Origin of the sequence: Couchioplanes azureus (assembly GCF_014648355.1) — a bacterium.
GTDB classification, from domain to species: domain Bacteria; phylum Actinomycetota; class Actinomycetes; order Mycobacteriales; family Micromonosporaceae; genus Actinoplanes; species Actinoplanes azureus.
This window is the reverse complement of record NZ_BMQY01000015.1, coordinates 81,143-102,749: the sequence shown is the minus strand read 5'-3', so window position 1 is coordinate 102,749 and position 21,607 is coordinate 81,143. Positions and strand designations below refer to the sequence as shown.

At 71.9% G+C, this 21,607-nt stretch carries 21 protein-coding genes and 1 pseudogene; 11 read left to right on the top strand and 11 right to left on the bottom strand.

Going from position 1 to position 21,607, the window contains the following annotated elements; all coding sequences use genetic code 11:
- Positions 1-272 precede the first annotated feature (272 nt).
- Positions 273-1,820: a CBM96 family carbohydrate-binding protein gene (locus tag IEY99_RS32235; protein ID WP_229799456.1), complete on the top strand. Its 1,548-nt coding sequence runs from the start codon at positions 273-275 to the stop codon at positions 1,818-1,820.
- A gap of 86 nt (positions 1,821-1,906) precedes the next feature.
- Here IEY99_RS32235 and IEY99_RS32230 read toward each other — a convergent pair whose 3' ends face one another.
- Positions 1,907-2,236 (bottom strand): ArsR/SmtB family transcription factor, encoded by a 330-nt coding sequence (locus IEY99_RS32230; RefSeq protein ID WP_189207890.1) that lies wholly within the window; start codon positions 2,234-2,236, stop codon positions 1,907-1,909.
- Between the two features lie 99 nt (positions 2,237-2,335).
- On the opposite strand from IEY99_RS32230, the gene IEY99_RS32225 reads away from it, so the two are divergent.
- On the top strand, positions 2,336-2,725 hold the full coding sequence (locus IEY99_RS32225; RefSeq protein WP_189207889.1) for a nuclear transport factor 2 family protein: 390 nt from the start codon (positions 2,336-2,338) through the stop codon (positions 2,723-2,725).
- A gap of 110 nt (positions 2,726-2,835) precedes the next feature.
- Here IEY99_RS32225 and IEY99_RS32220 read toward each other — a convergent pair whose 3' ends face one another.
- Complete coding sequence (locus IEY99_RS32220) at positions 2,836-3,426, bottom strand: aminotransferase class I/II-fold pyridoxal phosphate-dependent enzyme (RefSeq protein WP_189207888.1); 591 nt, start codon at positions 3,424-3,426, stop codon at positions 2,836-2,838.
- Here IEY99_RS32220 and IEY99_RS32215 point away from each other — a divergent pair, their 5' ends adjacent.
- The gene (locus IEY99_RS32215; RefSeq protein ID WP_189207887.1) at positions 3,427-4,533 is read left to right on the top strand and encodes an MFS transporter; all 1,107 of its coding nucleotides are present in this window, start codon (positions 3,427-3,429) and stop codon (positions 4,531-4,533) included. It abuts the gene before it with no gap.
- Between the two features lie 128 nt (positions 4,534-4,661).
- Complete coding sequence (locus IEY99_RS32210; RefSeq protein ID WP_189207886.1) at positions 4,662-6,026, top strand: AfsR/SARP family transcriptional regulator; 1,365 nt, start codon at positions 4,662-4,664, stop codon at positions 6,024-6,026.
- A gap of 43 nt (positions 6,027-6,069) precedes the next feature.
- Here the strand turns inward: IEY99_RS32210 and IEY99_RS32205 are convergent, their stop codons facing one another.
- The 5 genes from IEY99_RS32205 to IEY99_RS32185 all read right to left on the bottom strand — a co-directional run bounded on the left by IEY99_RS32205 (position 6,070) and on the right by IEY99_RS32185 (position 10,020).
- The gene (locus IEY99_RS32205; RefSeq protein ID WP_189207885.1) at positions 6,070-7,716 is read right to left on the bottom strand and encodes a hypothetical protein; all 1,647 of its coding nucleotides are present in this window, start codon (positions 7,714-7,716) and stop codon (positions 6,070-6,072) included.
- Positions 7,717-7,901: 185 nt separating this feature from the next.
- Positions 7,902-8,282: a hypothetical protein gene (locus IEY99_RS32200; protein WP_189207884.1), complete on the bottom strand. Its 381-nt coding sequence runs from the start codon at positions 8,280-8,282 to the stop codon at positions 7,902-7,904.
- 69 nt (positions 8,283-8,351) lie between these two features.
- Positions 8,352-9,200 carry an alpha/beta fold hydrolase gene (locus tag IEY99_RS32195; RefSeq protein ID WP_189207883.1) on the bottom strand — a complete coding sequence of 283 codons (849 nt, stop codon included), beginning with the start codon at positions 9,198-9,200 and terminating at the stop codon, positions 8,352-8,354.
- Between the two features lie 10 nt (positions 9,201-9,210).
- A complete protein-coding gene (locus tag IEY99_RS32190; RefSeq protein ID WP_189207882.1) occupies positions 9,211-9,552 on the bottom strand; it encodes an STAS domain-containing protein in 342 nt (113 codons plus the stop codon).
- 18 nt (positions 9,553-9,570) lie between these two features.
- Positions 9,571-10,020, bottom strand: coding sequence for a DUF6232 family protein (locus IEY99_RS32185; RefSeq protein ID WP_189207881.1), 450 nt, complete (start codon positions 10,018-10,020; stop codon positions 9,571-9,573).
- Positions 10,021-10,507: 487 nt separating this feature from the next.
- Here IEY99_RS32185 and IEY99_RS32180 point away from each other — a divergent pair, with 487 nt between their 5' ends.
- Positions 10,508-10,660 (top strand): hypothetical protein, encoded by a 153-nt coding sequence (locus IEY99_RS32180; RefSeq protein ID WP_189207880.1) that lies wholly within the window; start codon positions 10,508-10,510, stop codon positions 10,658-10,660.
- A 263-nt stretch (positions 10,661-10,923) separates the two neighbouring features.
- Here the strand turns inward: IEY99_RS32180 and IEY99_RS32175 are convergent, their stop codons facing one another.
- On the bottom strand, positions 10,924-11,946 hold the full coding sequence (locus tag IEY99_RS32175; RefSeq protein WP_189207879.1) for a hypothetical protein: 1,023 nt from the start codon (positions 11,944-11,946) through the stop codon (positions 10,924-10,926).
- Positions 11,947-12,467: 521 nt separating this feature from the next.
- Between IEY99_RS32175 and IEY99_RS32170 the strand changes: the two genes are divergently transcribed.
- The 5 genes and pseudogenes from IEY99_RS32170 (at position 12,468) to IEY99_RS32150 (ending at position 15,734) form a co-directional block, all read left to right on the top strand.
- Positions 12,468-12,677, top strand: a complete 210-nt coding sequence (locus tag IEY99_RS32170) for a hypothetical protein (protein WP_189207878.1) — start codon at positions 12,468-12,470, stop codon at positions 12,675-12,677.
- Entirely contained in the window at positions 12,665-13,609 is a 945-nt protein-coding gene (locus IEY99_RS32165; protein ID WP_189207877.1) for a helix-turn-helix transcriptional regulator, read from the top strand. The genes IEY99_RS32170 and IEY99_RS32165 overlap by 13 nt, the downstream gene beginning before the upstream one ends.
- 160 nt (positions 13,610-13,769) lie before the next feature.
- Positions 13,770-14,423, top strand: coding sequence for a chemotaxis protein CheB (locus tag IEY99_RS32160; protein WP_189207876.1), 654 nt, complete (start codon positions 13,770-13,772; stop codon positions 14,421-14,423).
- 251 nt (positions 14,424-14,674) lie between these two features.
- Positions 14,675-15,010 (top strand): annotated as a pseudogene (locus IEY99_RS32155) (glycoside hydrolase domain-containing protein); the annotation flags it as partial.
- Positions 15,011-15,287: 277 nt separating this feature from the next.
- Complete coding sequence (locus tag IEY99_RS32150; protein ID WP_229799455.1) at positions 15,288-15,734, top strand: hypothetical protein; 447 nt, start codon at positions 15,288-15,290, stop codon at positions 15,732-15,734.
- Positions 15,735-15,842: 108 nt separating this feature from the next.
- Here IEY99_RS32150 and IEY99_RS32145 read toward each other — a convergent pair whose 3' ends face one another.
- From IEY99_RS32145 to IEY99_RS32135, 3 genes are all read right to left on the bottom strand, one after another.
- A complete protein-coding gene (locus tag IEY99_RS32145) occupies positions 15,843-16,058 on the bottom strand; it encodes a DUF2795 domain-containing protein (RefSeq protein WP_189207874.1) in 216 nt (71 codons plus the stop codon).
- Entirely contained in the window at positions 16,055-16,939 is an 885-nt protein-coding gene (locus tag IEY99_RS32140; RefSeq protein WP_189207873.1) for an alpha/beta fold hydrolase, read from the bottom strand. The genes IEY99_RS32145 and IEY99_RS32140 overlap by 4 nt, the downstream gene beginning before the upstream one ends.
- An 84-nt stretch (positions 16,940-17,023) precedes the next feature.
- Entirely contained in the window at positions 17,024-19,762 is a 2,739-nt protein-coding gene (locus tag IEY99_RS32135; protein WP_229799454.1) for a LuxR family transcriptional regulator, read from the bottom strand.
- 434 nt (positions 19,763-20,196) lie between these two features.
- On the opposite strand from IEY99_RS32135, the gene IEY99_RS32130 reads away from it, so the two are divergent.
- Positions 20,197-21,519 carry an ABC transporter substrate-binding protein gene (locus tag IEY99_RS32130; RefSeq protein WP_189207872.1) on the top strand — a complete coding sequence of 441 codons (1,323 nt, stop codon included), beginning with the start codon at positions 20,197-20,199 and terminating at the stop codon, positions 21,517-21,519.
- The last annotated feature ends 88 nt before the right edge of the window (positions 21,520-21,607 follow it).

Sequence of the window (21,607 nt, the reverse complement as noted above, 5' to 3'; positions counted from 1 at the left end):
CTTGCCGTGAGTGCTGGGTTGCCGGCCGGGTGCCTGCTCCACCGGGTTGCGGCGGCGGTCGACGGGCGGTTGCCGTACGGGTGCAGAAGGCCCGACGACGGCAGGGCGGCACGCAGGCACACAGCCCTCGCCAGGGAGTAGAGGGACCGCTTCGCTGTGGATCGCCGCAACTGGCTGGCACCCGCACGGGCACTGCACGCGCACCGCCGGCCCCGGACTCTTGCCCGCAATCCTGGCCGACCTCGGCCGGACCAACCGGGGGAGAACTCATCGTGCGACGCGCCAAGCTGCCGAAGTCGTGGACAGCTCTGACCGCCGTACTCGCCGGCGCCATCGCCGTGATGGTGCCGAACGCCGCCGCCGCGGCGGCCGATGCCGAACTGGCCATCCGGCCCGCGCACGACACCTACACCTCCAGCGGCCGCAAGAGCACCGCCTTCGGTTCGAGCGACAAGCTCGCCATCGGCAAGCTCGGCAAGGACCGCAAGATCGCCTACCTCAAGTTCACGGTCCCGGCCGGCACCAAGGTCAAGGCCGCACGCCTGTACCTGAGCCCGTCCGGCAAGCCGTCCGGCAAGGTCACCGTCTCGCGGGTCGCAGGCACCTCGTGGACCGAGGCGAAGCTGACCTCCGGCAACGCCCCGAGGCTCGGCGCCGCGGTCGCCTCGGTCACCCCGCGGGCCACCGACACCCGCATCCGCTTCGACCTCGGCCGCGTGGTCACCCGTCCCGGCACCTACGCATTCGCGGTGACCTCGTCGCTGACCAACGGCACGGTGCGCTTCCAGTCGGCCGAGAGCAAGGCGCGCGGTGGCCCGGAACTGGTCATCACCACCGCCGGCACGGCGCCCGCCGCCGCGCCGGCCGCACCTGGCGACTACGGCAACTGCACCACCGGCTCCCTGCTGGTGCCCTCCTGCGGTGTGCTGTGGGGCGGCGCGGCGGGCGGCTTCACCAGCCTGCCCCGCGATGTGGAGCACCAGAACTGGGAGAAGCTGAGCGGCCGTACCGCCACCATCTTCCACACGTACCACAAGGGCGACGAGCCGTTCCCCACCAGGGCCGAGATCGCCATGACCAGCGACCCCGCCCACCCGCGCGTCCTGCTGCTCAACTGGAAGATCGCGTACGGCTCCACCTGGGCCAAGGTCGCCCGGGGCGAGCAGGACAAGCGGATCGACGCGTTCGCCACCCGGATCAAGGCCTACGGCAAGAAGACCTTCCTCGTGCTGCACCACGAGCCGGAGAACGACGTGATCGCCAAGGCCGGCTCCGGCTGGGAGGCCAAGGACTACGCCGCCATGTACCGCCACACCATCGAGCGTCTGCGCGCCCAGGGCGCCACCAACGTGGTCAACGTGCTGGCCTACATGGGCAACGAGAAGTGGATGGCGCAAACCTGGTGGAAGGACCTCTACCCGGGCGACGACGTCGTCGACTGGATCGGCCTGGACTCCTACGTCAGCGTCGAGAAGGGTTACTACCACTACGGTGACTTCGCCGACCTGCTCGACCGCAAGCCGACCGGCGGCGGCCTCGGCTTCTACGAGTGGGCCACCACCGCGCACGCCGGCAAGCCGATCATGATCGCCGAGTGGGGCGCCTACCACCGCATCGGCATGGCCGCCGACAAGTCCTTCGTCTACGACAGCGTCCTGCCACAACTCGCGCAGCGGCCCGCGATCAAGGCCATCGTGCACTTCGACACGAAGGCCGACGACGAGGGCAACCGCGACATCAGCATCGACAGCACCCCCGCCGGCCTGGCCGCCTTCACGAAGCTCGCGGCCAACCCGATCTTCAACGTCAAGCTCGGCTGATCGTCGATGGGGCCCGGTAGCTGCCGGACGAAGCCAGGCGTCGAACCACGCCCGGCCCCTGACGGCCATGACCCACGGGACAGAACCTAGCCGCCGGGAGTGGCGGGCTCCGCGGATGCGGCGGCATTCAGCACGGCGTCGAGGAGGCCGGGGAAGCGGGCGTCCAGGTCCGCTCGGCGTAGGGACATCAGCACGGTGCGCCCCTCGCGCCGCTGGAACAGCACGCCGCCCTCACGCAGCACGCGCCAATGATGGCTGGCCGTCGACTTGCCGACGTCGGGCAGGGTGGTACCGCAGGTCAGCTCTTCACCATCCGCGAGGCGGCGCACGATGCGCAGCCGGACCGGATGGGCGAGCGCCTCCAACACGTCCGGCAGTCGCAGGTCGCCGCGAGCGGGATGCACCAACGCCGTCATGGTTCGATAGTACGCGAACTATGGCGCGCGTCATGGGCGCTGGCGACGGACCGAGCCTCCGTTCTATTGTTCGCGGACAGACGAACTATAGGAGGTCCCATGCTGGCGAACACCGGCGACATCACTGTCGGGGAGCGGTTCTTGGCCGCCTACGCGGCCCGGGACTGGGACGGCCTGCGCGCCCTGCTGGACGAGGCGGTCGAGTGGACCCTGCCCGGGTCGGCGAGGATCTCCGGAACCGCGCGGGGCGCCGACGCCGTCATCGCCCGAACGAAGGACATCGCCGCCGGCGCGGTACGCACCGAACTGCTCCACGTGCTGGTCGGCCAGTCTGGCGTGACCCTGTCGTTGCGCAATACCGCCGAGCACGCCGACGGCCGCACCCTCGACGAGCACCTCGCCACCGTCCTTCGCCTGCGTGACGGCCGGATCCATGCCATCGACACCTACCTCTCGGACGTGCCGGGAATGAACGACTACTTCCGCTGATCTTCCCCGCCGTGGCAGCGGACCGGCGGCGGGCCGCCCGCCAGCCGAGCGACGCGACGCCGACCGCCCGGCCACCGTGGACTCGCCGGTGCGGCAGGCGCTCGATCGGATCACGACCCGGCCTCGCGCAGCACGGCGGCGAGCCGTGTGAGGGCGCCGCGGTACGCGTGGTCCGGCGGGGTGCCGTAGCCGACCACGAGCGCCGGCGGGTGTTCCGGTCCGCCACGCCGGTAGGTGCCCAGACCGTCGACGGCGAGGCTTCGGCGCGCGGCGGCCGCGACGGCCGCCGGCTCGTCGAGGTGCTCGGGAAGGGTGACGATGGCGTGCATTCCCGCGGCGATCCCGCTCACCCGGGCGCCGAGCCGGGGGTCGCCGAGGAGGACGTTCAGCTGGTCGCGGCGACGACGGTAGGTGTGGCGGCAGCGGCGGACGTGCCGGTCGTACGCGCCGCTGGTGAGCAGTTCGGCGAGGCCGAGCTGGTCGACGCTGCTGCTGTGGCCGTCGGTGGTCGCCTTGGCGGCGACCAGCTCGTCGAGCCAGGCGATCGGGGCCACCAGCCAGCCGAGCCGTACGCCCGGGGCGAGGGTCTTGCTGGCGGTGCCGACGCAGGCGACGTGTTCCGGGGCGAGGGCCTGCACGGCTCCCACCGGGTGCCGGTCGTAGCGGAACTCGCCGTCGCTCGTCGCCCTCCAGGAGCGCACGTGACACCGGAGCGCCGGACCGTGCGGGCACTCACCGCCGCGGCCGTGGTCGGCGCGTACCCGTTGGTCTCGGGGTCCGCGTCGTTCGTCGTCGTGGCCACCGGCTACGCGGTCTGCGCAACCGCGCTCGGCGCCACGCGGCAGACCGCCGTGGCCCTGTTCGTCCCCGCGCATGAGCGCACAGTGGTACGCGGTCGGCTGCAGGCTCTGCAGAACGTCGGCATCGGAGCCGGCGCGGGTCTGGGCGGCGCGGCTGCAGTGGTCGGCACCACCGCCTCGTACACGATGGTGCTGTTGCTGGACGCCGTCGCCTTGCTCGTCGCCGCCGGGCTGCTGGGCATGCTCCCCCGCCATCGGACGTCCGCCACGCCACGGCCGCGAGCCGGGATGCTGCGCGACCGCCGGTTCGTTGCCGCGGCCGCCCTCAATGCGGTACTTCTGCTGCAGATGCCGCTGCTCAGTGTCGTCCTTCCGCTCTGGATCGCCACCGCGACGGCCGCCCCGCCGGTGACGGTGGCGCTCGCGTTCCTCACCAACACCGCCGGCGTCGCGGCGCTGCAGACCCGCGCCGCCCGCCGCGTGCCCACCCTTGCGGCGGCCGTCCGCGCGATGCGCCGCGCCGGGCGGGGCATGCTGCTGGCGACCGCCGCGATCGGCGCCGCCGGACTGACCCACCATGCCGCACCGGCGTGCGCCGCGGTGGCGAGCGGGGTGGTGCTGCTGACCCTCGCCGAGGTGGAGTTCTCCGCGGCCAGCTGGACCATCGGCTACGCGCTCACGCCGCCCGGCGCCGAGGGGCGCTACCAGGCCGTCTGGGGCGCCGGGGTGCCGGTGGCCCGCGCCGCAGGCCCGCTCCTGCTGACCGCGGGGGTGCTCGCCGCGGGGCCACTCGGCTGGCTCGCCCTGGGCGGCTGCCTCGCCGCCGCCGGCGCCGCCATGACCCCGCTGCTGCGCCGCGTCTGCGCCCCGGCAACCGCGCCGTCCTCGTCCGTGGGGCTCGCCGCGACCGCTCCCGCGGCCCGGTCGCAAGGCCTCCGCGTGGGGAACCATCGCTTCCCTCGAGGCCACGCCGGCCATGCCGACGTGGCCGACACCGCCGCGGACTGAGAGACCTTCACCGACGGCTCCGGCCGTCTGCCACGCCGTGGTTTCGCCGCGACCTTCTGCGAAGCGATGGTTGTCCGATACGCAACGCCCGGCATCGAGGGCTGGCGATCGAGGGGCATAGTGGTGGCGTGGAGATCCTGGTACTCGGGCCGTTGACCGTCCGGCACGCAGGGCGCGACGTCGTTGTTCCCGCCGCCAAGGCGCGTGCCGTGCTGGCTTGTCTGACGGTGCGTTGTGGGGAGCTGGTCACCCCCGAGGCCCTTGCCGCGGAGGTGTGGCCCGACGGTCCGCCGGTCAGTGCCGCGAACACCCTGCAGACGTACGTGTCGCAGCTGCGCCGGCTGCTCGAGCCGGACCGTGCGCCCGGCGGCAAGCCCCGCGTGCTGCGCTCGGTGCCGGGCGGGTATCTGCTCGATCTGCCGCCCGACCAGCCGGACAGCCGCCGGTTCGAGGAGGCGGTGCGCCGCGGCCGGACGGCCCTGGAGGCCCACGAGTACGACAAGGCCGCGGACCTGCTGCAGGCGGCCCTCGGGTGGTGGCGGGGGCCGGCGTACGGCAACGTGCCCGGCGACCAGGCGGCGCGGGAGGCGGCCCGGCTGGAGGAATGCCGGCTGGTCGCCACCGAGCTGCGGATCGACGCGGATCTCGCGCTCGGGCGGCACGCCGAGGTGGTGGCCGAACTCGAGCGCCTGGTGGCGGCCGACCCCTGGCGGGAGGAGCCGGTGGCGCAGCTCATGCTGGCCCTCTACCGGTCCCGCCGGCAGGCCGAGGCGCTCGGCGTGTACCGCGCCGCGCGGTCGCGCCTGGTCGAGGAGCTGGGCGTCGAACCGGGGCCGGAGCTGCAGCGGCTGGAGCAGCGCATCCTGCGGCAGGACCCGGATCTGGAGCTCGGCGAGGCGCCGCCCGAGTCGCCCCGGGCACCGGTGAGCCCGGCCGAGGTACGGCCCGTCGTCGCGCCACGAGCGGCGCGCCGCCGCCCGTGGGGGCGGATCGCTGCTGTGGCCGTACTCGTCATTGCAGCGGGCGCCGCACTGAGCGTGAGCCGCGGCAGGGCGGCCGAGGAACCGCAGGTCGGCGGGGTCTTCTCGGAGTTCGACGTGGCGGTGCGGCCCGGCATCGGCTACGACCTGGACATCCCCGCGGGACGGCCCAGCGACTGGCACGCCACCAACAACCCGCGCTCGCCGGACTACGACCATCTCGACCTGTACCGCACCAGCCCCACCGCACCGCACGACCAGCTCTCCGGGGTCGACCTGACCAACACGAACGCCTTCAACGCCGTGCATGCGGTCAACCGGGGCGATCCGCCGGAGGTCTGCCGCGGCCTGCCCCGGCAGGGCGGCGGGAACGTGCGGCTGGCCGGGCTGTCCGCCGGAGCCAAGGTGTGCCTGCGCACGCATGCCGGCCGGTGGGCGCTGCTCACGGTGACCCGGATGCCCGAGAACCGGCAGTCGGTCCTGCCGCTGCACGTCGTGGTGCTGAACGACTGAGCGCCGGCGCCCACGTCGGGGCGCCGGCGCCACGGTTACCCGATCAGCAGGTCCGCTCGGCCACGCACGGGTGGAGCACCCGCAGGTGGCTCCACACGGCCTTCATCCAGTCGAGGTTCGGGTCGGGGTCGCCGGGGCGGTTGTAGAGCTTCGCCACGTACGAGGTCACGCCGTCGCTGGTGTACGGCTCCCAGTTCGCCTGTCCGTAGGCGAGCCACGGGTCCGGCTTGCCGAACGCGGTGTACTGGTTGCCCGACTCGACCTCGATGGAGAAGAGGTTCTGCGAGCCGGTGTCGCCGAAGTACATGCCGTACTCGGCCATGGCGCGCAGGAACACCTTCTTCCACGGCTGCACCGGCAGCGCGTCGATCTGCTGCGGCGTCATGTCGAGCTGCAGCAGCGCGCCCATCGGCGGGGCGTCCACCGTGTTCGCACAGGGCTGGCCCTTGCCGCGGGCCGGGTACACCGGTTCGCCGCCGTTGTCGCACTCGAGCACGATGTTCAGGGCGTGGTCGATCCGGCCCGCCTGCAGCTCCTCGACGCGCACCCGGCCGGCCAGCCCGGCGACGTGCGCGGCCGTGCCGTGCCCGACGCTGCGGTCGGGCTCGCAGTTGGTGCCGTCCGCGGGCTTGCCGGGAGTGCACTCGCCGACGATGCGCGACCGGCCGCCGAAGGAGATCTGCAGGGTGCCGCCGGGCGCGGGAAGGCCGCTGCCGCGCACCTGCCACATGTCGTAGGACCATCCGGTGCTCTGGTCCACCACGGTCAGGTGCCGGTCCGCGCCGGCCGGGGCCGACCAGCCACCCTCCGGTGCGGCCTGCGCCGGGATGCGCACGCTCATGCCGTCGATGGTGCAGTTACCGCCGTACGACAGGCAGTCGATCACGTACGACGGGTCGCCGGGCTGGGCGTAGTAGGTGGGCTCGCCGCCGACGCCCCGCGGGTCCGCGACGATGTGCCCGGGGTAGTCGCGGGCGGAGATGTCGCCGAGGATCCGTGCCTTGATGGCGTCGGCGCGCTCGATCAGCCGCGGGTTCGGCGGGATCCGGGTGTTGAAGGGGCTGTTCGCCTCGAACGGGCGCCAGCACGCCGGCGGCCAGGCGCCCGGGCCGAACGTGCCCCAGGCCGGGGTGCACGACGAGCCGGGGGTCACCGTCGCGGAGGCGTACGCGGCCCGCACGTTGCTGTCACCTCCCCCCGCGGTGGTGAACCGCAGCCGCAGATCGTCCAGACCGGCCTGGGCGACCCCGGTCGCGCTCACCGAACGCCAGCCGAATCCCGAGCCGGCGGCGACCGTGGTGCTCCCCAGCGTCCGGCCGCCCGACACGATCTCGGCGGTCAGCTGGGTGGAGCCGCCGGTGTTGGCGTAGAACCAGCCCGCGACCGAGGCCGTGCCGCCGGCCAGGGACGTGGTCTGGAGCGTGACCTCGGTACGCCGCCCGGCGCCGCTCGCATAGATGTAGTCGGCCGAGGACACGGAAGCCGGCTGCACCACGGCGTCGTCGAGCGCGGACCACGCCGGGCCCGGGGTGCCGCTGCTCCATTCCCGGACGACGTCACCGTCCGGACGCAGGACCACGGCGGCGTCCGCCGCGGCGGCGGGTGAAGCCGGACCGGCGGTCACGGCCAGGGCGGTGGAGGCGAGCAGCAAGGCCGCGGAGAAGGCGGCGGGGCGGTACGGCAGTGCCATGAGGAACCTCCTGCGGTAGGAAGCGAAGTGCCCCTCCACCGTCACAGCGCCGCTGGAGATCCGCTGAAGTGCCGCGTGAGGAAATCTCGAGAGCTGTCTTTCCCCTGGTCAGGTCACCTGGCACCGACAGGTCGCACGCTGTGACCGGTGCAAGTGGATGCACCGTGCGAACCGCCGGTCCACCGTCACAGGAGGGACCGCACGAGCATCGTCACCGGTACCGTCACCGCGACCGCCCCGGCCAGCACCAGCGCGGACCGACGCCGCAGCGCCGACCGCAGCGCCTCCCGGCGCTTCGCCTTCTCCGCGCGCACCAACCGCGACGACAGACAGAGGTACGTTCCCACGAGCGTGAGCAGCATCGGAACCGCGAGCACGGCACTGACCCACGACGACGTGTCGTGCCAGCCGTGGTCGCCGCCGCAGCTCACCACTCGCCGCCCACTGACGCAGCGCGGCAAGGCGATCTCGTAGAGCACGTCGGCCACGGCCCAGGTGATGACGGCGGTCGCGGCGACGGCGACACCGGCGAAGACGAGCAGGGACGGCAGGGTACGGCGCGGCATGGCCCCATCCTGCGGCATCCGCCGCCCGACGACAGGTCACGCCGAACCGGCTGGCAGGTCCACTTTCCGCTAGTTTGCGACTCGGGCAAAATGCTCTATGAGCAATTCGGCCACCTGCTCGGGCTTTTCCTCGGGCAGCCAGTGGGAGGCGCCGCGGAGTACCTCGAACCGATAGGGGGCGTCGACGTAACGCCCGCACAGCTCGGCTGCGGCTCGGCTGATGAAGCGGTCGCCGTCGCTCCACAGAAAGAGTGCCGGCACGTCGATCCGGGCGGTCCGGTCTCGCAGACCGAACGGCAATGCCCGGTACCAGTTGAGCGGGCCACGCATGGCGGCGCGGTCGGCCGCCCGGGAGGCGTAGCGGTCCGCGCTGGCCGGGTCCAGTCCCGTACGCAGCAGCGCCGCTCGCATGGCGCGGCCGCCTCGTCGTGACAGCGCCAGTTCGGGCAGTCCCGGCAGCTGGAAGACGACCATGTACCAGGAGCGGACCGCTTGGCTGCTGCTCACCAGGGCTCGCAGGAACGCCTCCGGATGCGGTACCGACAGGGCCCCCACAGAGATCACTCGGCGGGGGTGATGCCCGGCCAGATACCAGGCCAAGGCCGCGCCCCAGTCGTGGCCGACCACGTGGAACCGCTTCACGCCGGCCGCGTCGGCCAGAGCGAGCACGTCTCCTGCGAGCCGGGAAAGTGTGTACGCGCGGCGCGAGACCGGCCTGGCACCGGCGGAGTAGCCACGCAGGTCGGGAGCCAGCACCCGATAGCCGGCCCCGGCCAATGCCGGGGCCACCGCGTCCCAGCAATGGCGATCCTCCGGGAAGCCGTGCAGCAGCACGCAGGTCTGCCCGGTACTGCTGCCGTCGACCGCGGGGACGTCGATGACGTCGAAGCGGTAACCATCGCTGGCGAAGCTCTCCACCCCCGCATCCTCATGGATGTCCGCCGATGTCGCCACCGTGCCCGTCCTCTGGGGAGAAGAGCCCGGACAGTCCACAGGCCCAGATGAACCTGCGCACGGCGGGCGAGGCCCCGACTATCATCAGCCGACTTCCTGCGATGGTCGCCAGTTGATGGCAAGCAACAAGGGGCCCGAACGCCGAGGACGCCACAGTGCCGACCTGACCGAGGTCCAACTCTATGCGCGCCGGAGCGGAGATGAACATCTTCTCGACGATGACGTCCCGAACCTCGCCGGCGCGTGCCTCGTCGAGGTCGCCGGTGAACACGATGCGGACGACCGAACGTGCGCCACTGCCCATCAGCAGATGCATATCCTCAACCTGTCCATCTCATCGCGAGCCGGCGGCCGGATGCTCCGCCGACGCGCCGTCCCTGCGCAACCTGCAGGATTCGACGGCTCGCATCAACGCCCGGGAGACCTGACCGAAGACCCGGGGATCAGTGGTGGAGAACAGTACCGCGACACTCCCGCGATATTCCGCCCACAGCTCCATTTTCGGGACGCGCAGCCGGCGGAATGCGAGAATTGCGGCAAGCACTGCCGACGCCGCAGGAAACAACGGTTTCTGCAGCACCGAACCGACCACCAGACCGGCTGTGATCAGTGCCGCTAAGGCGGCTATCTCACCGGACGACGCCCGCCCGCACCTCAGGCGCCGGACCATGCCGATCTTACCGATATGCCTGATCGAATAACGCGCCACGCCATTGCCGAGCCTGACGAGCGCCTGATCGGTGATGATCATTTCCCCGCCGCGGTAATAGAAGACCGTCCTCATGCCGCCTCCACTTCCATGCGACCCGCCGTGTCGTCCCCTCAGGCGCCCGAACGGTCCCCCACGTCGCCATCGGCCCCCGGCGGGCGCGGAGCATGGTCACCCTCTCGACATCGGCTGCGCTTCGGGTAACAGCTGATCGTTTCTACGTGGCCGACGATGCATCCGGTTCAATGCGGAAAAGAAATTCCCCGAGCATCGTAAATGCGGCAAACGGAGGTACGCCCCGCGCCGTTTCCCCGGCGGGGGCACACCTCTTTGTCTCGCTATTGCGCACCGCAGAAGAAAGGACTGTCCGGCCCTCGAGGAGCGTTGGCAGCCGTTGCGGCGAGCCATCGACATTCCCGGAACCAACAATCGCAGGAAAGTCCGCGCCGTTCTTCTACCAGGCGACCCGACCGCATCTACCGATCGGGAGAGTCGCCTCGGCCGGTTGGCATGGGCGATCCCCAGCCAAGTCGGTTGCGCACTCGTGTAGCGCTATTCGCTGGTGGCCTGCACGCCGTGGTCGAAGGCGGCCGGACTGCCGAACACCACCTTCCTGCCGGGCGGCGAGGCCGAGGTCGCGAGCGTGACCGCGATCTACTTCACCTACCGCCTGGCCCGGGCCGCCCAGCACCGCGCGGCAGTCGGCACCTCCTGACCGATCCGGCAGGAGAGATCGAGGTCCCCCGACGCCTAACTGGTCCCCCGCTTGGCCGGCCTTCGTGGACGATTTCGCTTGATCCACTCGTTGACGTCACGTTCGAGCCACAACCTACCCTGCGCAAGGACGGCAATCGGCGCGGGAAAGTCGCTGCGGTTGGTGATCTGGTAGGTCCGCTGCCGACTCACCGCGCCCAGGCCTGTGCTGGGGTGCTCGGGCGCGCGGCGCCGCCGCGCCAGGGCGGGGCGGCGCCTTCCGGCCTACCGGTCGCCGCAGCGTGGGGTGGCGGGCCGAGCGCCTGCCGCCGATTCTGCCGACCCCGGTATCTGCTGTCCCATCCGTACGGGGCGATATATCGCCGCATGCGAGGTGCCCCACTCCGGCCGGAACGAGGTGGCGATCTCGCCGCGATCGTTGAGGCCCACGAAGTCATGGTCCGGGTCCACGCCGGAACCGGTCAGGTCCGTCATGATGCCACGCTGCCACAGGAACGGATGGACGTCTCCCCCGGCTGTCTCGGAGGTGCCGAGGATCTGTCCACGATCGTTGATGGCGATGACGTGCGTGGCGGCACCGCCGAGGGTGCCGAGGTCGACGGCCTTTCCTCGCCGCCACAAGACTCCGCGCTCGTCCTGGGCGGCGGAGAACTGCCAGCCGACGGCCCAGCCGCGGACGTCGATACCGGAGGTGTTGCTGCGGTCGAACGGGCCCGCACCCAGGTCGGTGACCTTCCCACGCCACCAGACCGCGGCATGGTGGCCCCCGGGCTCGTGCCGTCGTCCACCCGCGACCTGGCCACGGATGTTGATGTCGGAGACGCTGTGCAGCGGCAGCGGGCGCATCAGGCCACACGACCAGAGGAACACGGCGTCGACGGCATCGGCGGTCGAGCTGGTGCCCACCACCTGCCCGCGGTCGTTGATGGCCACCGGATACGTCCAGGGTCCACCGAGGGAGCCCAGGCGGGTGATCGTTCCGTCGCGCCACAGGTACGCGGAGGTGTCGGCTTCGGTCGTACCGATGAGCTCGTCCTGGTTGTTGATGCCGTTCGGCCGGAACAGCCCGAGGTCCGTCATCGTCCCCGACCGCCACAGAAACCCATGCCAGGTGCCGTCGCCGACCTGGCTGCTGCCGACGACATGGCCACGATCGTTGATGGCGCTTGCATAGCTGCTCTGTCCGCCGAGAGTGCCCAGATCCAGAAGCTGGTAGCTGGGGCCCTGGACCGTCGCGTCCGCACCACTCGCGCTCACGAGCGTCGCGAGCGCGGCCGTGATCAGCACCGCGACGATACTTCGAGGTCTCTGTCGCATGGTATGCCTCTCGTCATCTCAACCGGTCCGGCGCCGCCCCCGCGGGGCCGGGTCCACTAGAGCGAGTCGGAGCGCCGGGCACGATCTGCCACAGAAGCGCCCCATCGAGGTGGTCTTGGCGCTGCCGCCACGGTCGACCACGAGCCGTTCGGTCCCGTTCGCAGCAACCATCGCCCTCCCGTCGAGCCCGATCCGAGCCGGCGCGATGTCGGGGACACGCCCATCCACCGGTCGATGACTGCCCGATACACATCCTCCCTCGCGGGAGGCGGCCCGTGCAGGTCCGAAAGACCGGAACACGTCCGCTCCTCGGAGGACTGGCCACCGAGAACGACGGCCGGACCTGAGCATTCGGCCGGCCGGGTTCAGGGCGGCAGGCGGAACACTCTTGCGGGTCTTACCCATCGCCGCCGGCGGGACTACCGTCATGGGCGAGGGGAAGCAGTTGGACAACGGTCCGGTGGGTCCGGCGGCTCGCTGTCGAGCCGCAGGTGCCCAGGCAGGACGGCTTCGGCTCGGCATCCGCGCTGAGGCACAGGCTTGACGACGCCCACCTCGGCCTGCGAGCCGCCGACCTGCCCCCTGGCGGCACGGCCGTGGCCGTCGCCGCCGAGGGTTCCGGCCCCGACACCCGGTTCAGCGACTTCTACCGCGAACAGTTCGGCGTAGTCAGGGAGAGCAAGATCCGATGGAACCGGTGACCTTCGACAGCCATGACGTGGCAGAGGTCGAGGCGTTCGTGAGCAACCTCTACTCCCGGATGCACCTCGGCGCCGCCGGAGAGCGCACGCACACCCACATCACGCGGCGCGTCATGTCCCCACAGGTGGCCTTCGACGAATTCGAATACAGCTTCGACCTCGGCTACAACGCCGAGCCACAGCCGTACCTCGTCCTCAGCAACGTCGTCAAGAACTCGATCTACCGGGTCGGTGAGGAACGCGAGGAGACCTTCGGTCCCGGCGACCTCTTCCTGATCTGCCGGCCCGGGCTTCCCTACCGAGGGATCGTGCAGTCGGCACGCATGCGGCAACTCATGATCGATCCCGCGCTGCTCGACCAGGTGGCCTCGAGCGCGGTGAAGGACGCCGAACCGGTACGCATGCTCGACCACCGGCCGATCTCCCGGCAGGCGGCGCTCACCCTGCAACGCTCCGTGGCAGAGGTACGGGACAGCGTCATGGCCGGACCCGGGCCGCGATCACCACTGGTGGTCTCCACCGCCAGCCAGTACCTCGCAGCCCGCCTGCTGGACACCTTCCCGAACACCGCGGTCACCACACCCACCGCCGGGGATCGGCACGACGCGCACCCGGACACGCTGCGGCGCGCCACCTCGTACATCGAGGCCAATCCCGACATCGACCTGACCCTCGCCGACATCGCCCGCGCCGCCTACGTGACTCCCCGCGCTCTGCAACTGGCGTTCCGGCGGCACCTCGACACCACCCCGATGGCCTACCTGCGCCGTGTCCGGCTCGACCGCGCCCATGAGGACCTTCGCGCTGCCACCGCAGGCGACGGGCAGACCATCGCCACGATCGCCGCACGCTGGGGATTCACCAGCTCACGCTTCGCCCGCCGCTACCGAGCCGTCTATGGACTGCCACCCAGCCGGACCCTGCACGAGTGACAGCAGGAGATGATCACGTAGGCCTGCTTCGTTTTCCGACCGCACGGTCTTCGGTTCCGGACCTATTGCCGGCCCGGTTCGACATGCCACGCTGACACCTACCGGTCGCACGGCTGCCCGTCGTCGCGACGGTCACCCGTGCGGAAACGGAGGTGGCGCCATGCCCGGACGCGATGTCGTGGTCATCGGCGCCTCGGCCGGCGGACTCGCCGCACTCCGGCACGTCGTCGCCGATCTGCCCGCCGACCTGCCCGCCAGCGTCCTCATCGTGGTCCATGCCCAGCACCCCAGCGCGTACCGACTCCCCGCCATCCTGTCGAAGCACGGAGCTCTGCCTGCGGCGCACGCCGTAGCCGGGCAGCGGTTGACCCCGGGGTCGCTCACCGTCGCCGTCCCCGGACAGCATCTGGTCGTCACGGGCCGGAACACCTTGCGGCTGCACGGCGGGCCGCTGGTCAACTGCACCCGGCCCGCGATCGACCCGCTGATGCGCAGCGCCGCTGCCACCTGTGGTCCTCGAGTCATCGCCGTCGTGCTGTCCGGAAGACTTCGCGACGGCGCCGCCGGTGCCGCCGCCGTGGCCGCGGCCGGCGGCACGGTCCTCGTCCAGGAGCCCACCGACGCGGAGCGGCCGGACATGCCGCTGGCCACCCTCGCTCGCGTACCCGGCGCCGGCGCCTGGCCGGCGGCCGAACTCGGCTCGGTCATCGCGGAGCTCGCCGGCACACCCCTCCCGGGCGCGACATCACGCCTGCGGGTCCGCGTCGGCGCCGGCAGTTGCTCCGGCAGCGACTCGACGGCACCAGCCCGGTAGCGCCGGACCCGGCGAGAGGGCGCCCGGACTGGCGGCTGTGCCCGGCGGTAAGGGTGCCCCGCCGCTGCCCGACGGGCGGGTCGCGCGGGTCGTCGGCGACGTGGAGCGGTCCGGGCCGAGGCTTGGCAGGAGCAGCCGGGGTCGTCGGTAGCGGCCCGTGACCGGTGATCACCGGTCGAAAGACCACCGAAAGACGGCTTCCTAGCATCGGTCCGCCCTGTCGATGAACCGGACCGGCCGAGGACGCGGACGCCTACAACATCGGCATGAGGCTGCGTGCCGGCGCGAAGATCACCGACGAGCTCGACGCACTGTTGCGTCGCGGCGGCCACAAGCGCCGCTTCCGCTCCTTCTTCACCGGCAGGTTCCTGAACACGGCGAACCTCGAGAAGCTCGCGATGGCCGCGCTGCTGCCGGGGCCCAGGCCGATCATCGACGTCGGCCGCCTCTTCCTCATCCAGGCGACCGGCGGGATACCGACGCTGATGCCGCAGGATCTGCCCGCCGGGCGGCTGGACGAGTTCGTCCAGGGCCTCGCCGACCGGTTCCAGCAACTCGTCGACGACGAGACCGCGGCGAATCCGTGATGAGCGGCTGCCTGTCCCCGACCATGACTGCCGAGGAGTCCCCGATGACCGACCGTACCCTCCTGTCCCGGCGGCGCCTGCTGGCCGCCCTCGGCGGAGCGGCCGCCGGGCTGGCGATGGGCATGCCCGCCCCGCCCGGCCCGCGGGTGCCACGCCGGCCCGGACCGGGCAGGCCACCGGCAACGGGTGGCCCGCGATCGACGCCGGCCAGGCGAAGAAGCATCGCATCGAAGGCAGCGACGCCACCGTCGCGCTGCTGCCGGGTGCCACGGCGACGGTGCTGCTGCACGTGGCCCGCCGCTTCCACTACGACGTGGACGAGCTGGCCGCGGGGGAGGTCGCCGGCCACCTCGGCGCCGCGGCCGACGGCACCGCCGCGGGCGCGCACTTCCGGTCCGGCACCGCACTCGCACTGCGCCCGGGCAGCTATCCCGCAGGAGCCGGCGACAACCTCTACCCGCAGCAGGTCGCCATGGTGCGCGACATCCTCGCCGAGTGCGACGGCGTGGTGCGCTGGGGCGGCGACGACGCGTCGCGGCCGATGGAGGGCGCCTTCTTCATCGCCGTACCGCCCGGCGATGCCCGGCTGGAACGGCTCGCCGCGCGCATCGAGGGCTGGGCGGACGTGCCGGACCGGGGCGCCGGTGTCGCGGTCGACCCGGCCGCGCCGGACCGGCTCCGGGCAGCCGCCGCGCTGCGGCGCGTGCAGGCCGCCGGCCGCTGAGGCGCAACGTTGTCCGGCCCGGGCGCGCTTCGCGGCCGGACAACGCCGCGGACGACTCTGGTGCGGCAGGCGCAGCGGAGGCCCCTCGGGCGTGACCCGGACCCCGGGTCAGTCCGGTGTCTGCGACGGGTCCAGATCGACCGAGCTGCGAATCTCCGAGATGTTCCGGTAGGTCGCCAGCGGCATGCCGCGAAGGGCCCGGACCGCCGCGGAGTCCTCGGCCGCACCTCGTCCGGCGGCATGCCGCACGATGGTGTCCTTGTCCGCGGGAAAGTCGAGATCGTCCAGCAGAGCCTGCACTTCGGCGAAGGTATCTGTGCTCATGGTCCCCCCATACCCGCAGGTGGACGCCCCATACCGGTCCCCGCACCCGACGAACCCCAAAGGTGATGCCCTCGAGACGAAAGTCGTCGTGAATCAGCCTCCGAGGCGCGAGTGGCGAATTGTCGGATCGGTGCGGACCACGCATCCGGATAGCGCCAGCAGAACGAGTGCGTTCCGGGAACCTCGACGTACCGGCCGTCGGGAGCCAGGTCGGCGAGGCGCCGGCCCCACCGCGCAGTGCCCAGGCGGTCGTCACGGCCGCGGATGATCAGCACCGGTACGGCCAGGGCGCTGACCGGCGTTTCCAGGTCATGCCGCAGATGGGCGCGCAAGACCTGGAACAACCGCCGGAATCCGACCCGCTGGCGTTCGGGTTTGTGCACTTCGTCCAGGCTCTTCGGGTCGCGCCGCCGGTCGGCCCACCAGCGTGCGAAGACCCGCAGGCCACCTCGGGCGGCGGGGTCGATCGCGGGGCCGGCGAGGACGACCCCGGCGATGCGGTCGCCGCAATGCCCGGCCGTCTCCGCTGCGACCTGGGTGCCGCTGGAGTGGCCGGCGAGCAGGACCGGGCCCGGGGGCTGCGCGCGCAGCCATTCGGCGGCGGCGTGGGCGTACTCGGCGACGGTGAGGTCGTGCGGCGGCGGGCCGCTGCCGCTTCCGCCGGGCAGCTCCACCAGATGCGCGCGGGTCCAGGTGCTCAGCGCGGCCAGGCCCGGCAGCAGATAGTCGCTCACGGTCATGCCTTGGATCATCACGATTTCCGGTACGCCCGGACGCGGCTCGCCCAGCGAGCGGATCCGCATGCGCCCCAGCACCCCGTCGTGGAACGAGGTCCGCACGTGGATGGGCAAGGCGGGCCGGTAGGTCTTGTCCCTGCTCATCTGCCACGGGTACCCACGAAGACCGGCGCGACACCGAACCCGCCCCGGGCAGCGGCGCGTTGTCTCTCGCGTGGTACGCCGCGGTCAAGGGCGCCCGATGCGGTCGCCTACCTCGGTCCGGGACGAGACGCCCAGCTTCCGCAGGATGTTCGAGACGTGCACGGCGGCGGTCTTCGGTGAGATGTAGAGGCGCCGGGCCAGCTCCGTGTTGGTCAGCCCGTCGCTGATCAGCACGGCCACTTCCCGCTCGCGGGGAGTCAGGGCGGCCGGGCCGGTGACCGCGGGCGCCGCGTCGGCCGGCGCCATGCCCAGCTGGGCCCGGACCTGGGCGAGCTGGGCCACCCGCCAGCCGCGCCACTCGGCCAGCAGGGGTGCGGCCGCCTCCACCTGTGCGGTGGCCTGCTCTCGCCGGTCCTCCGCGAGCAGGCAGCGCGCGGCGTACACCCGTACGGAACCGCGAGTCGCCGGCCCGAGGATGTGGGCGTCGGCGATGGAGAGGTAGCTGGCCAGCGCTTCGGCGTGCCGGCCGCGCGCTTCCGCAAGCTGGGCGTCGACGAGTGTCCGGTAGGCGTCCCAGACGTCGGCGTCGAGCAGCGCGGCGGCCATCTGGTCGAGCCTGTGCGCCGGCATGCCGAGATCCAGCGCGGCGGAGATCAGGTCGTGGGCCTGTTCGCCGCTGCGCCACGTCTGCTCGGCCAGGGCGGCGAAAAGCTCGTCCAGGGTGGCTTCGGCGCGCGCGAGGTCGGCGCGCCGGCAGGCGAGGTGGAACGCGAGGCCGGGGATCGTGGTCGGCGGGTTGTCGGGCAGCGCTGCCAGGTCCGCGATGAGCCGCTCGACCTGGTCCAGCTCGCCGGCCTCCAGGTAGAGGCCGGCGAGGAACTGCCCGTGGTAGTCGGCCCAGCGGCCCCGGCGCCGGTAGCCGCGGTCCTGCTCGCGACCCTCTTCCAGCGCGGCGATCGCGGCGCTCAGGTTGCCGGCCCGCAACGCGAGCCGGGCCCGGCCCTGGAAGTACGTGGCCACCGCGAGCGACTCGAAGCCCGCTCGCTCGGCGTCGACCCGCATCCGTTCCAGGGTCTCGGCGTGCTCGACCGGGGAGGTCGGTGGCTCGCCCTGCACCAGCGCGTTGAGGGCTCGGGCGGCCAGCACCCACTCCCCCGCCTGCTCCGCCTCGTCGACGAGGGCGGACAGGATCTTGCGGCCCTCCGCCGCGGTCGGGGGACGCTCCGCGAGCGTCGAGCCCTTCTCGACCAGCGCGGCCAGGCGTACGGCCGGCAGGTCGAACTCGTCCGCCAGGGCGAGCGCGCGGTCGGACCAGAGCAGCGCGTCGTCCAGGTCGTCGCGCAGGTACGCGGACTGCGCGATCGCGGTCATCGCCCGCGCCTGGTCGGCTCCGGGCGGCAGCTGCGCGATCAGGGTCCCGATGTCGTGGGTCAGGGCGCGCATCTCGCCGGTTTCGCGGGACTCCCACGCGATGCGGACCAGCAGGTACAGCGACTCGGCACGCTCGGTCATGGTGGCGGCGAGGTCCCGCCAGCGGCGGCCGTACCGCAGGGCGTCGTCCAGCAGTCCGGCCAGCCACGCCGCCCGGGCGGCGGAGGCCAGCAGGTCGGTGTCGTCGCTCACCTCGTCGAGGCCCATCTCCGCCAGCTGCAGGGCCTGGTACGCAGAGCCGATGGAGAGGTAGAGCGCGGTACCGCGGCGAGCCGCGGCGATCATGTCGTCGTAGCGGCCGGCGCCGCGGGCATGGTGCGCCACCATGGCCGGGTCGGAGGTGCCACCGCTCAGGAGTGCCTCGAGCGCCGCCTCGTGCAGCCGGCGGCGCTGCCGGCCGAGCATCTGCTCGGCGATCGCCTCGCGCACGAGCGCGTGCCGGAACGCGAACTCGTCCTCGCCCGACTCGACCAGGACCCCGCGGGTGACCAGGTCGCGCAGCACGGCGATGAGCTCGTCCTCGCTCGCACCGGTCACGTCGGCGAGCAGGTCGAACGGGATGCGGTGGCCGAGCACGGTGGCCGCCTCGACGATGCGGCGGCTGACCGGGTCGAGGTCGTCGACCTGGCGGCGGAGCACCTCGGCCAGGCTCCACGGCAGCGGCTGCTCGACCAGCGCCTCCGCGTCGGAGCTGGGCAGCGCGCGCAGCAGTTCCTCCAGGAAGAACGGGTTGCCGCCGGTGCGCTGGTGCAGCGCCGTCACGGCGCGCAGCGGCGCCGGAGCGCCGGTGGCGGCCGCCAGCAACGCCGCGGTCTGCGCGGGGGTGAGGCGATCCAGCCGTACGTGGGTGACGGTGTGCCGGCGTTCCATCCGGGGCAGCAGCCCGGCCACCGGCTGGCGGCGGGTCACCTCGTCCGGCCGGTACGTCCCGATGAGCAGCCGCGGCCCGCGCTGGTCGGCGATCCGCTCGAACAGCGCCGCGCTCTCCGAGTCGGCCCAGTGCAGGTCCTCGAAGACGATGACCGCGGCGGAGTCGCCGATCAGGTCGGCCAGGACGGCCAGACCGGTGTGCAGGCGCTCGACCGGGCTGCGCTGCGGGTCGGCGAGGACCGCGAGCTGCTCCTCGTCGACCTCCGGGCGGCCGTCGATGGCGTCCAGGAGCACCTCGTAGGGCCGGGACAGCGAGCCGGGCTCCGCCTGCCCGACCAGCACCACGGTCTCCGCCGGCACGGTGGCCAGCAGCTCGTGCACCAGCCGGGTCTTGCCGATGCCCGGCTCGCCCGCGATGATCGCGACCGCCGGCTCGTGCGCCGAGGCGAGCTGCGCCAGCCTGCGCAGCTCGCGTTCCCGCCCGATCATCACCGGGCTGGCACCGCCGCGGATGGTTCGCACGGCGCCAGGGTACCGGTGGGATGTCCGCGGACCATCGAGGCGTGACGAGCCCTGCGGGCCCGGAGGGCACGCAGAGCGCTGGTGAGCAGGCGCCTCCTGTCGGCCGCGGCGATCAACTCCCGGTGGTGATCGTGCGCCAGGGTCAGCATCAGGTCCGGGTGCATCAACATGGCTCGTCTCCTTGTCGACCGTTGATGGATCGATCCTCGGTCGGCGAGCGCGCCGCCACATCGGCAGCGGTTACCTATCTTCGCTGGTCAGGCGGCTTCGTAAGGGGTACCCGGAGCACCTAGGCATACCTAGCCGATGAAGATCACGAGGCACGGCAGACGCCGGACCGGACCGAGTCGGCGCCGGGCTCGTCGGCGAAAGTCGGGCGTTCGTGTTCGCGCAATTCGATAGCTTGGGACTGAATTGATGCGAAAGGAGGGGCTATGCGGCGCCTGTGGGCGTTCCTGCTGCCGTTGACGTGCGCGCTCACCGTCACGGTCGCCTGCGGCGGCGAGGACCCGGAGCCGAGCGGCGCCTCCTGCCAGCCGTACGAGGCGTACCAGGGCCGATCCGGCACGAAGGTCACCATCGAGGGGACCATCCGCGACGTCGAGGCCACCACGCTGGAGCGCGTGTGGGAGGCCTTCGAGCAGTGCACCGGCATCGACATCTCCTACGAGGGCACGACCGACTTCGAGGCCACCCTGGAGTCGCGGGTACGGGCCGGCGACGGGCCCGACATCGGCTTCTTCCCGCAGCCGGGGCTGATCGCGCGGATGGCCCGCGCGGGCCTGCTCGAGCCGGCCACCGCCGAGGTACGGGCCAACGCCGAGCGATGGTGGTCGGCCGACTGGCGGCGCTACGGGACGGTCGACGGCGAGTTCTACGCCGCGCCCATCGAGGGCAACGTCAAGTCGTTCGTCTGGTACTCGCCCCGGCTGTTCCGGGAGAAGGGGTACGCCATCCCCGCCAGCTGGAAGGAACTGATGGCGCTCACCGCCCGGATCGCCGCCGACGGGGTCAAGCCGTGGTGTGTCGGGCTCGCGTCCGGGGCCGCGTCCGGCTGGCCGGCCACCGACTGGCTCGAGGACGTCCTGCTGCGCACCGCCGGACCGGAGGTCTTCGACCAGTGGGTGACCCATGCCATTCCGTTCGACGACCCGCGGGTGGTGGCCGCGCTCGACCGCGTGGGCGCCATCATCCGCAACCCGGCATACGTCAACGGCGGCCACGGCGGCGTGCAGAGCATCGCGAAGACGGGGTTCCAGGAGGGGGGTCTGCCGGTCCTGGAGCGCAAGTGCGGCATGCACCATCAGGCGTCGTTCTACACGAGCTGGTTGCCACCGAACGCCCGGGTCGCCGAGGACGGCGACGTGTTCGCCTTCCACCTGCCGCCGATCGACCCGGCACACGGGCGGCCGATCATCGGGGGCGGCAACTTCGCCGGCGCGATGACCGACCGGCCCGAGGTCGACCTGGTCACCGCGTACATGTCGACGCCGGAGTTCGCCAACAACCGCGCCCGGATCGGCAAGGTCATCAGCGCCAACCGCGGCTTCGACCCGGCCAACGTGGCGGAGCCCGTACTGAAGCTCTCCGCGAAGCTGCTGACCGATCCGACCGTGACCTTCCGATTCGACGGCTCGGACCTCATGCCCTCCGCCGTGGGCGCGGGGACCTTCTGGTCCGGAATGATCGACTGGATCAACGGGGCCGACACGGCCACCGTGCTCGCGCGGATCGAGGCGTCCTGGCCGCCCGGGTGACCCGGCCGTCGTAACGGAAAGCAATAATTCGTTCACCCTGCGTCCTAGTCGCCGATAGGCGTACCGCAAGATCTGGTTCCGGGAGGAG

What these genes read in the sequence shown, in the direction of transcription:
- IEY99_RS32230 (WP_189207890.1), bottom strand. Translation starts at nt 2,236, where the DNA reads ATGACGGCGTTGGTGCATCCCGCTCGCGGCGACCTGCGACTGCCGGAC.
- IEY99_RS32225 (WP_189207889.1), top strand. Translation starts at nt 2,336, where the DNA reads ATGCTGGCGAACACCGGCGACATCACTGTCGGGGAGCGGTTCTTGGCC.
- IEY99_RS32205 (WP_189207885.1), bottom strand. Translation starts at nt 7,716, where the DNA reads ATGGCACTGCCGTACCGCCCCGCCGCCTTCTCCGCGGCCTTGCTGCTC.
- IEY99_RS32200 (WP_189207884.1), bottom strand. Translation starts at nt 8,282, where the DNA reads ATGCCGCGCCGTACCCTGCCGTCCCTGCTCGTCTTCGCCGGTGTCGCC.
- IEY99_RS32190 (WP_189207882.1), bottom strand. Translation starts at nt 9,552, where the DNA reads ATGCATCTGCTGATGGGCAGTGGCGCACGTTCGGTCGTCCGCATCGTG.
- IEY99_RS32185 (WP_189207881.1), bottom strand. Translation starts at nt 10,020, where the DNA reads ATGAGGACGGTCTTCTATTACCGCGGCGGGGAAATGATCATCACCGAT.
- IEY99_RS32165 (WP_189207877.1), top strand. Translation starts at nt 12,665, where the DNA reads ATGGAACCGGTGACCTTCGACAGCCATGACGTGGCAGAGGTCGAGGCG.
- IEY99_RS32160 (WP_189207876.1), top strand. Translation starts at nt 13,770, where the DNA reads ATGCCCGGACGCGATGTCGTGGTCATCGGCGCCTCGGCCGGCGGACTC.
- IEY99_RS32145 (WP_189207874.1), bottom strand. Translation starts at nt 16,058, where the DNA reads ATGAGCACAGATACCTTCGCCGAAGTGCAGGCTCTGCTGGACGATCTC.
- IEY99_RS32140 (WP_189207873.1), bottom strand. Translation starts at nt 16,939, where the DNA reads ATGAGCAGGGACAAGACCTACCGGCCCGCCTTGCCCATCCACGTGCGG.
- IEY99_RS32130 (WP_189207872.1), top strand. Translation starts at nt 20,197, where the DNA reads ATGCGGCGCCTGTGGGCGTTCCTGCTGCCGTTGACGTGCGCGCTCACC.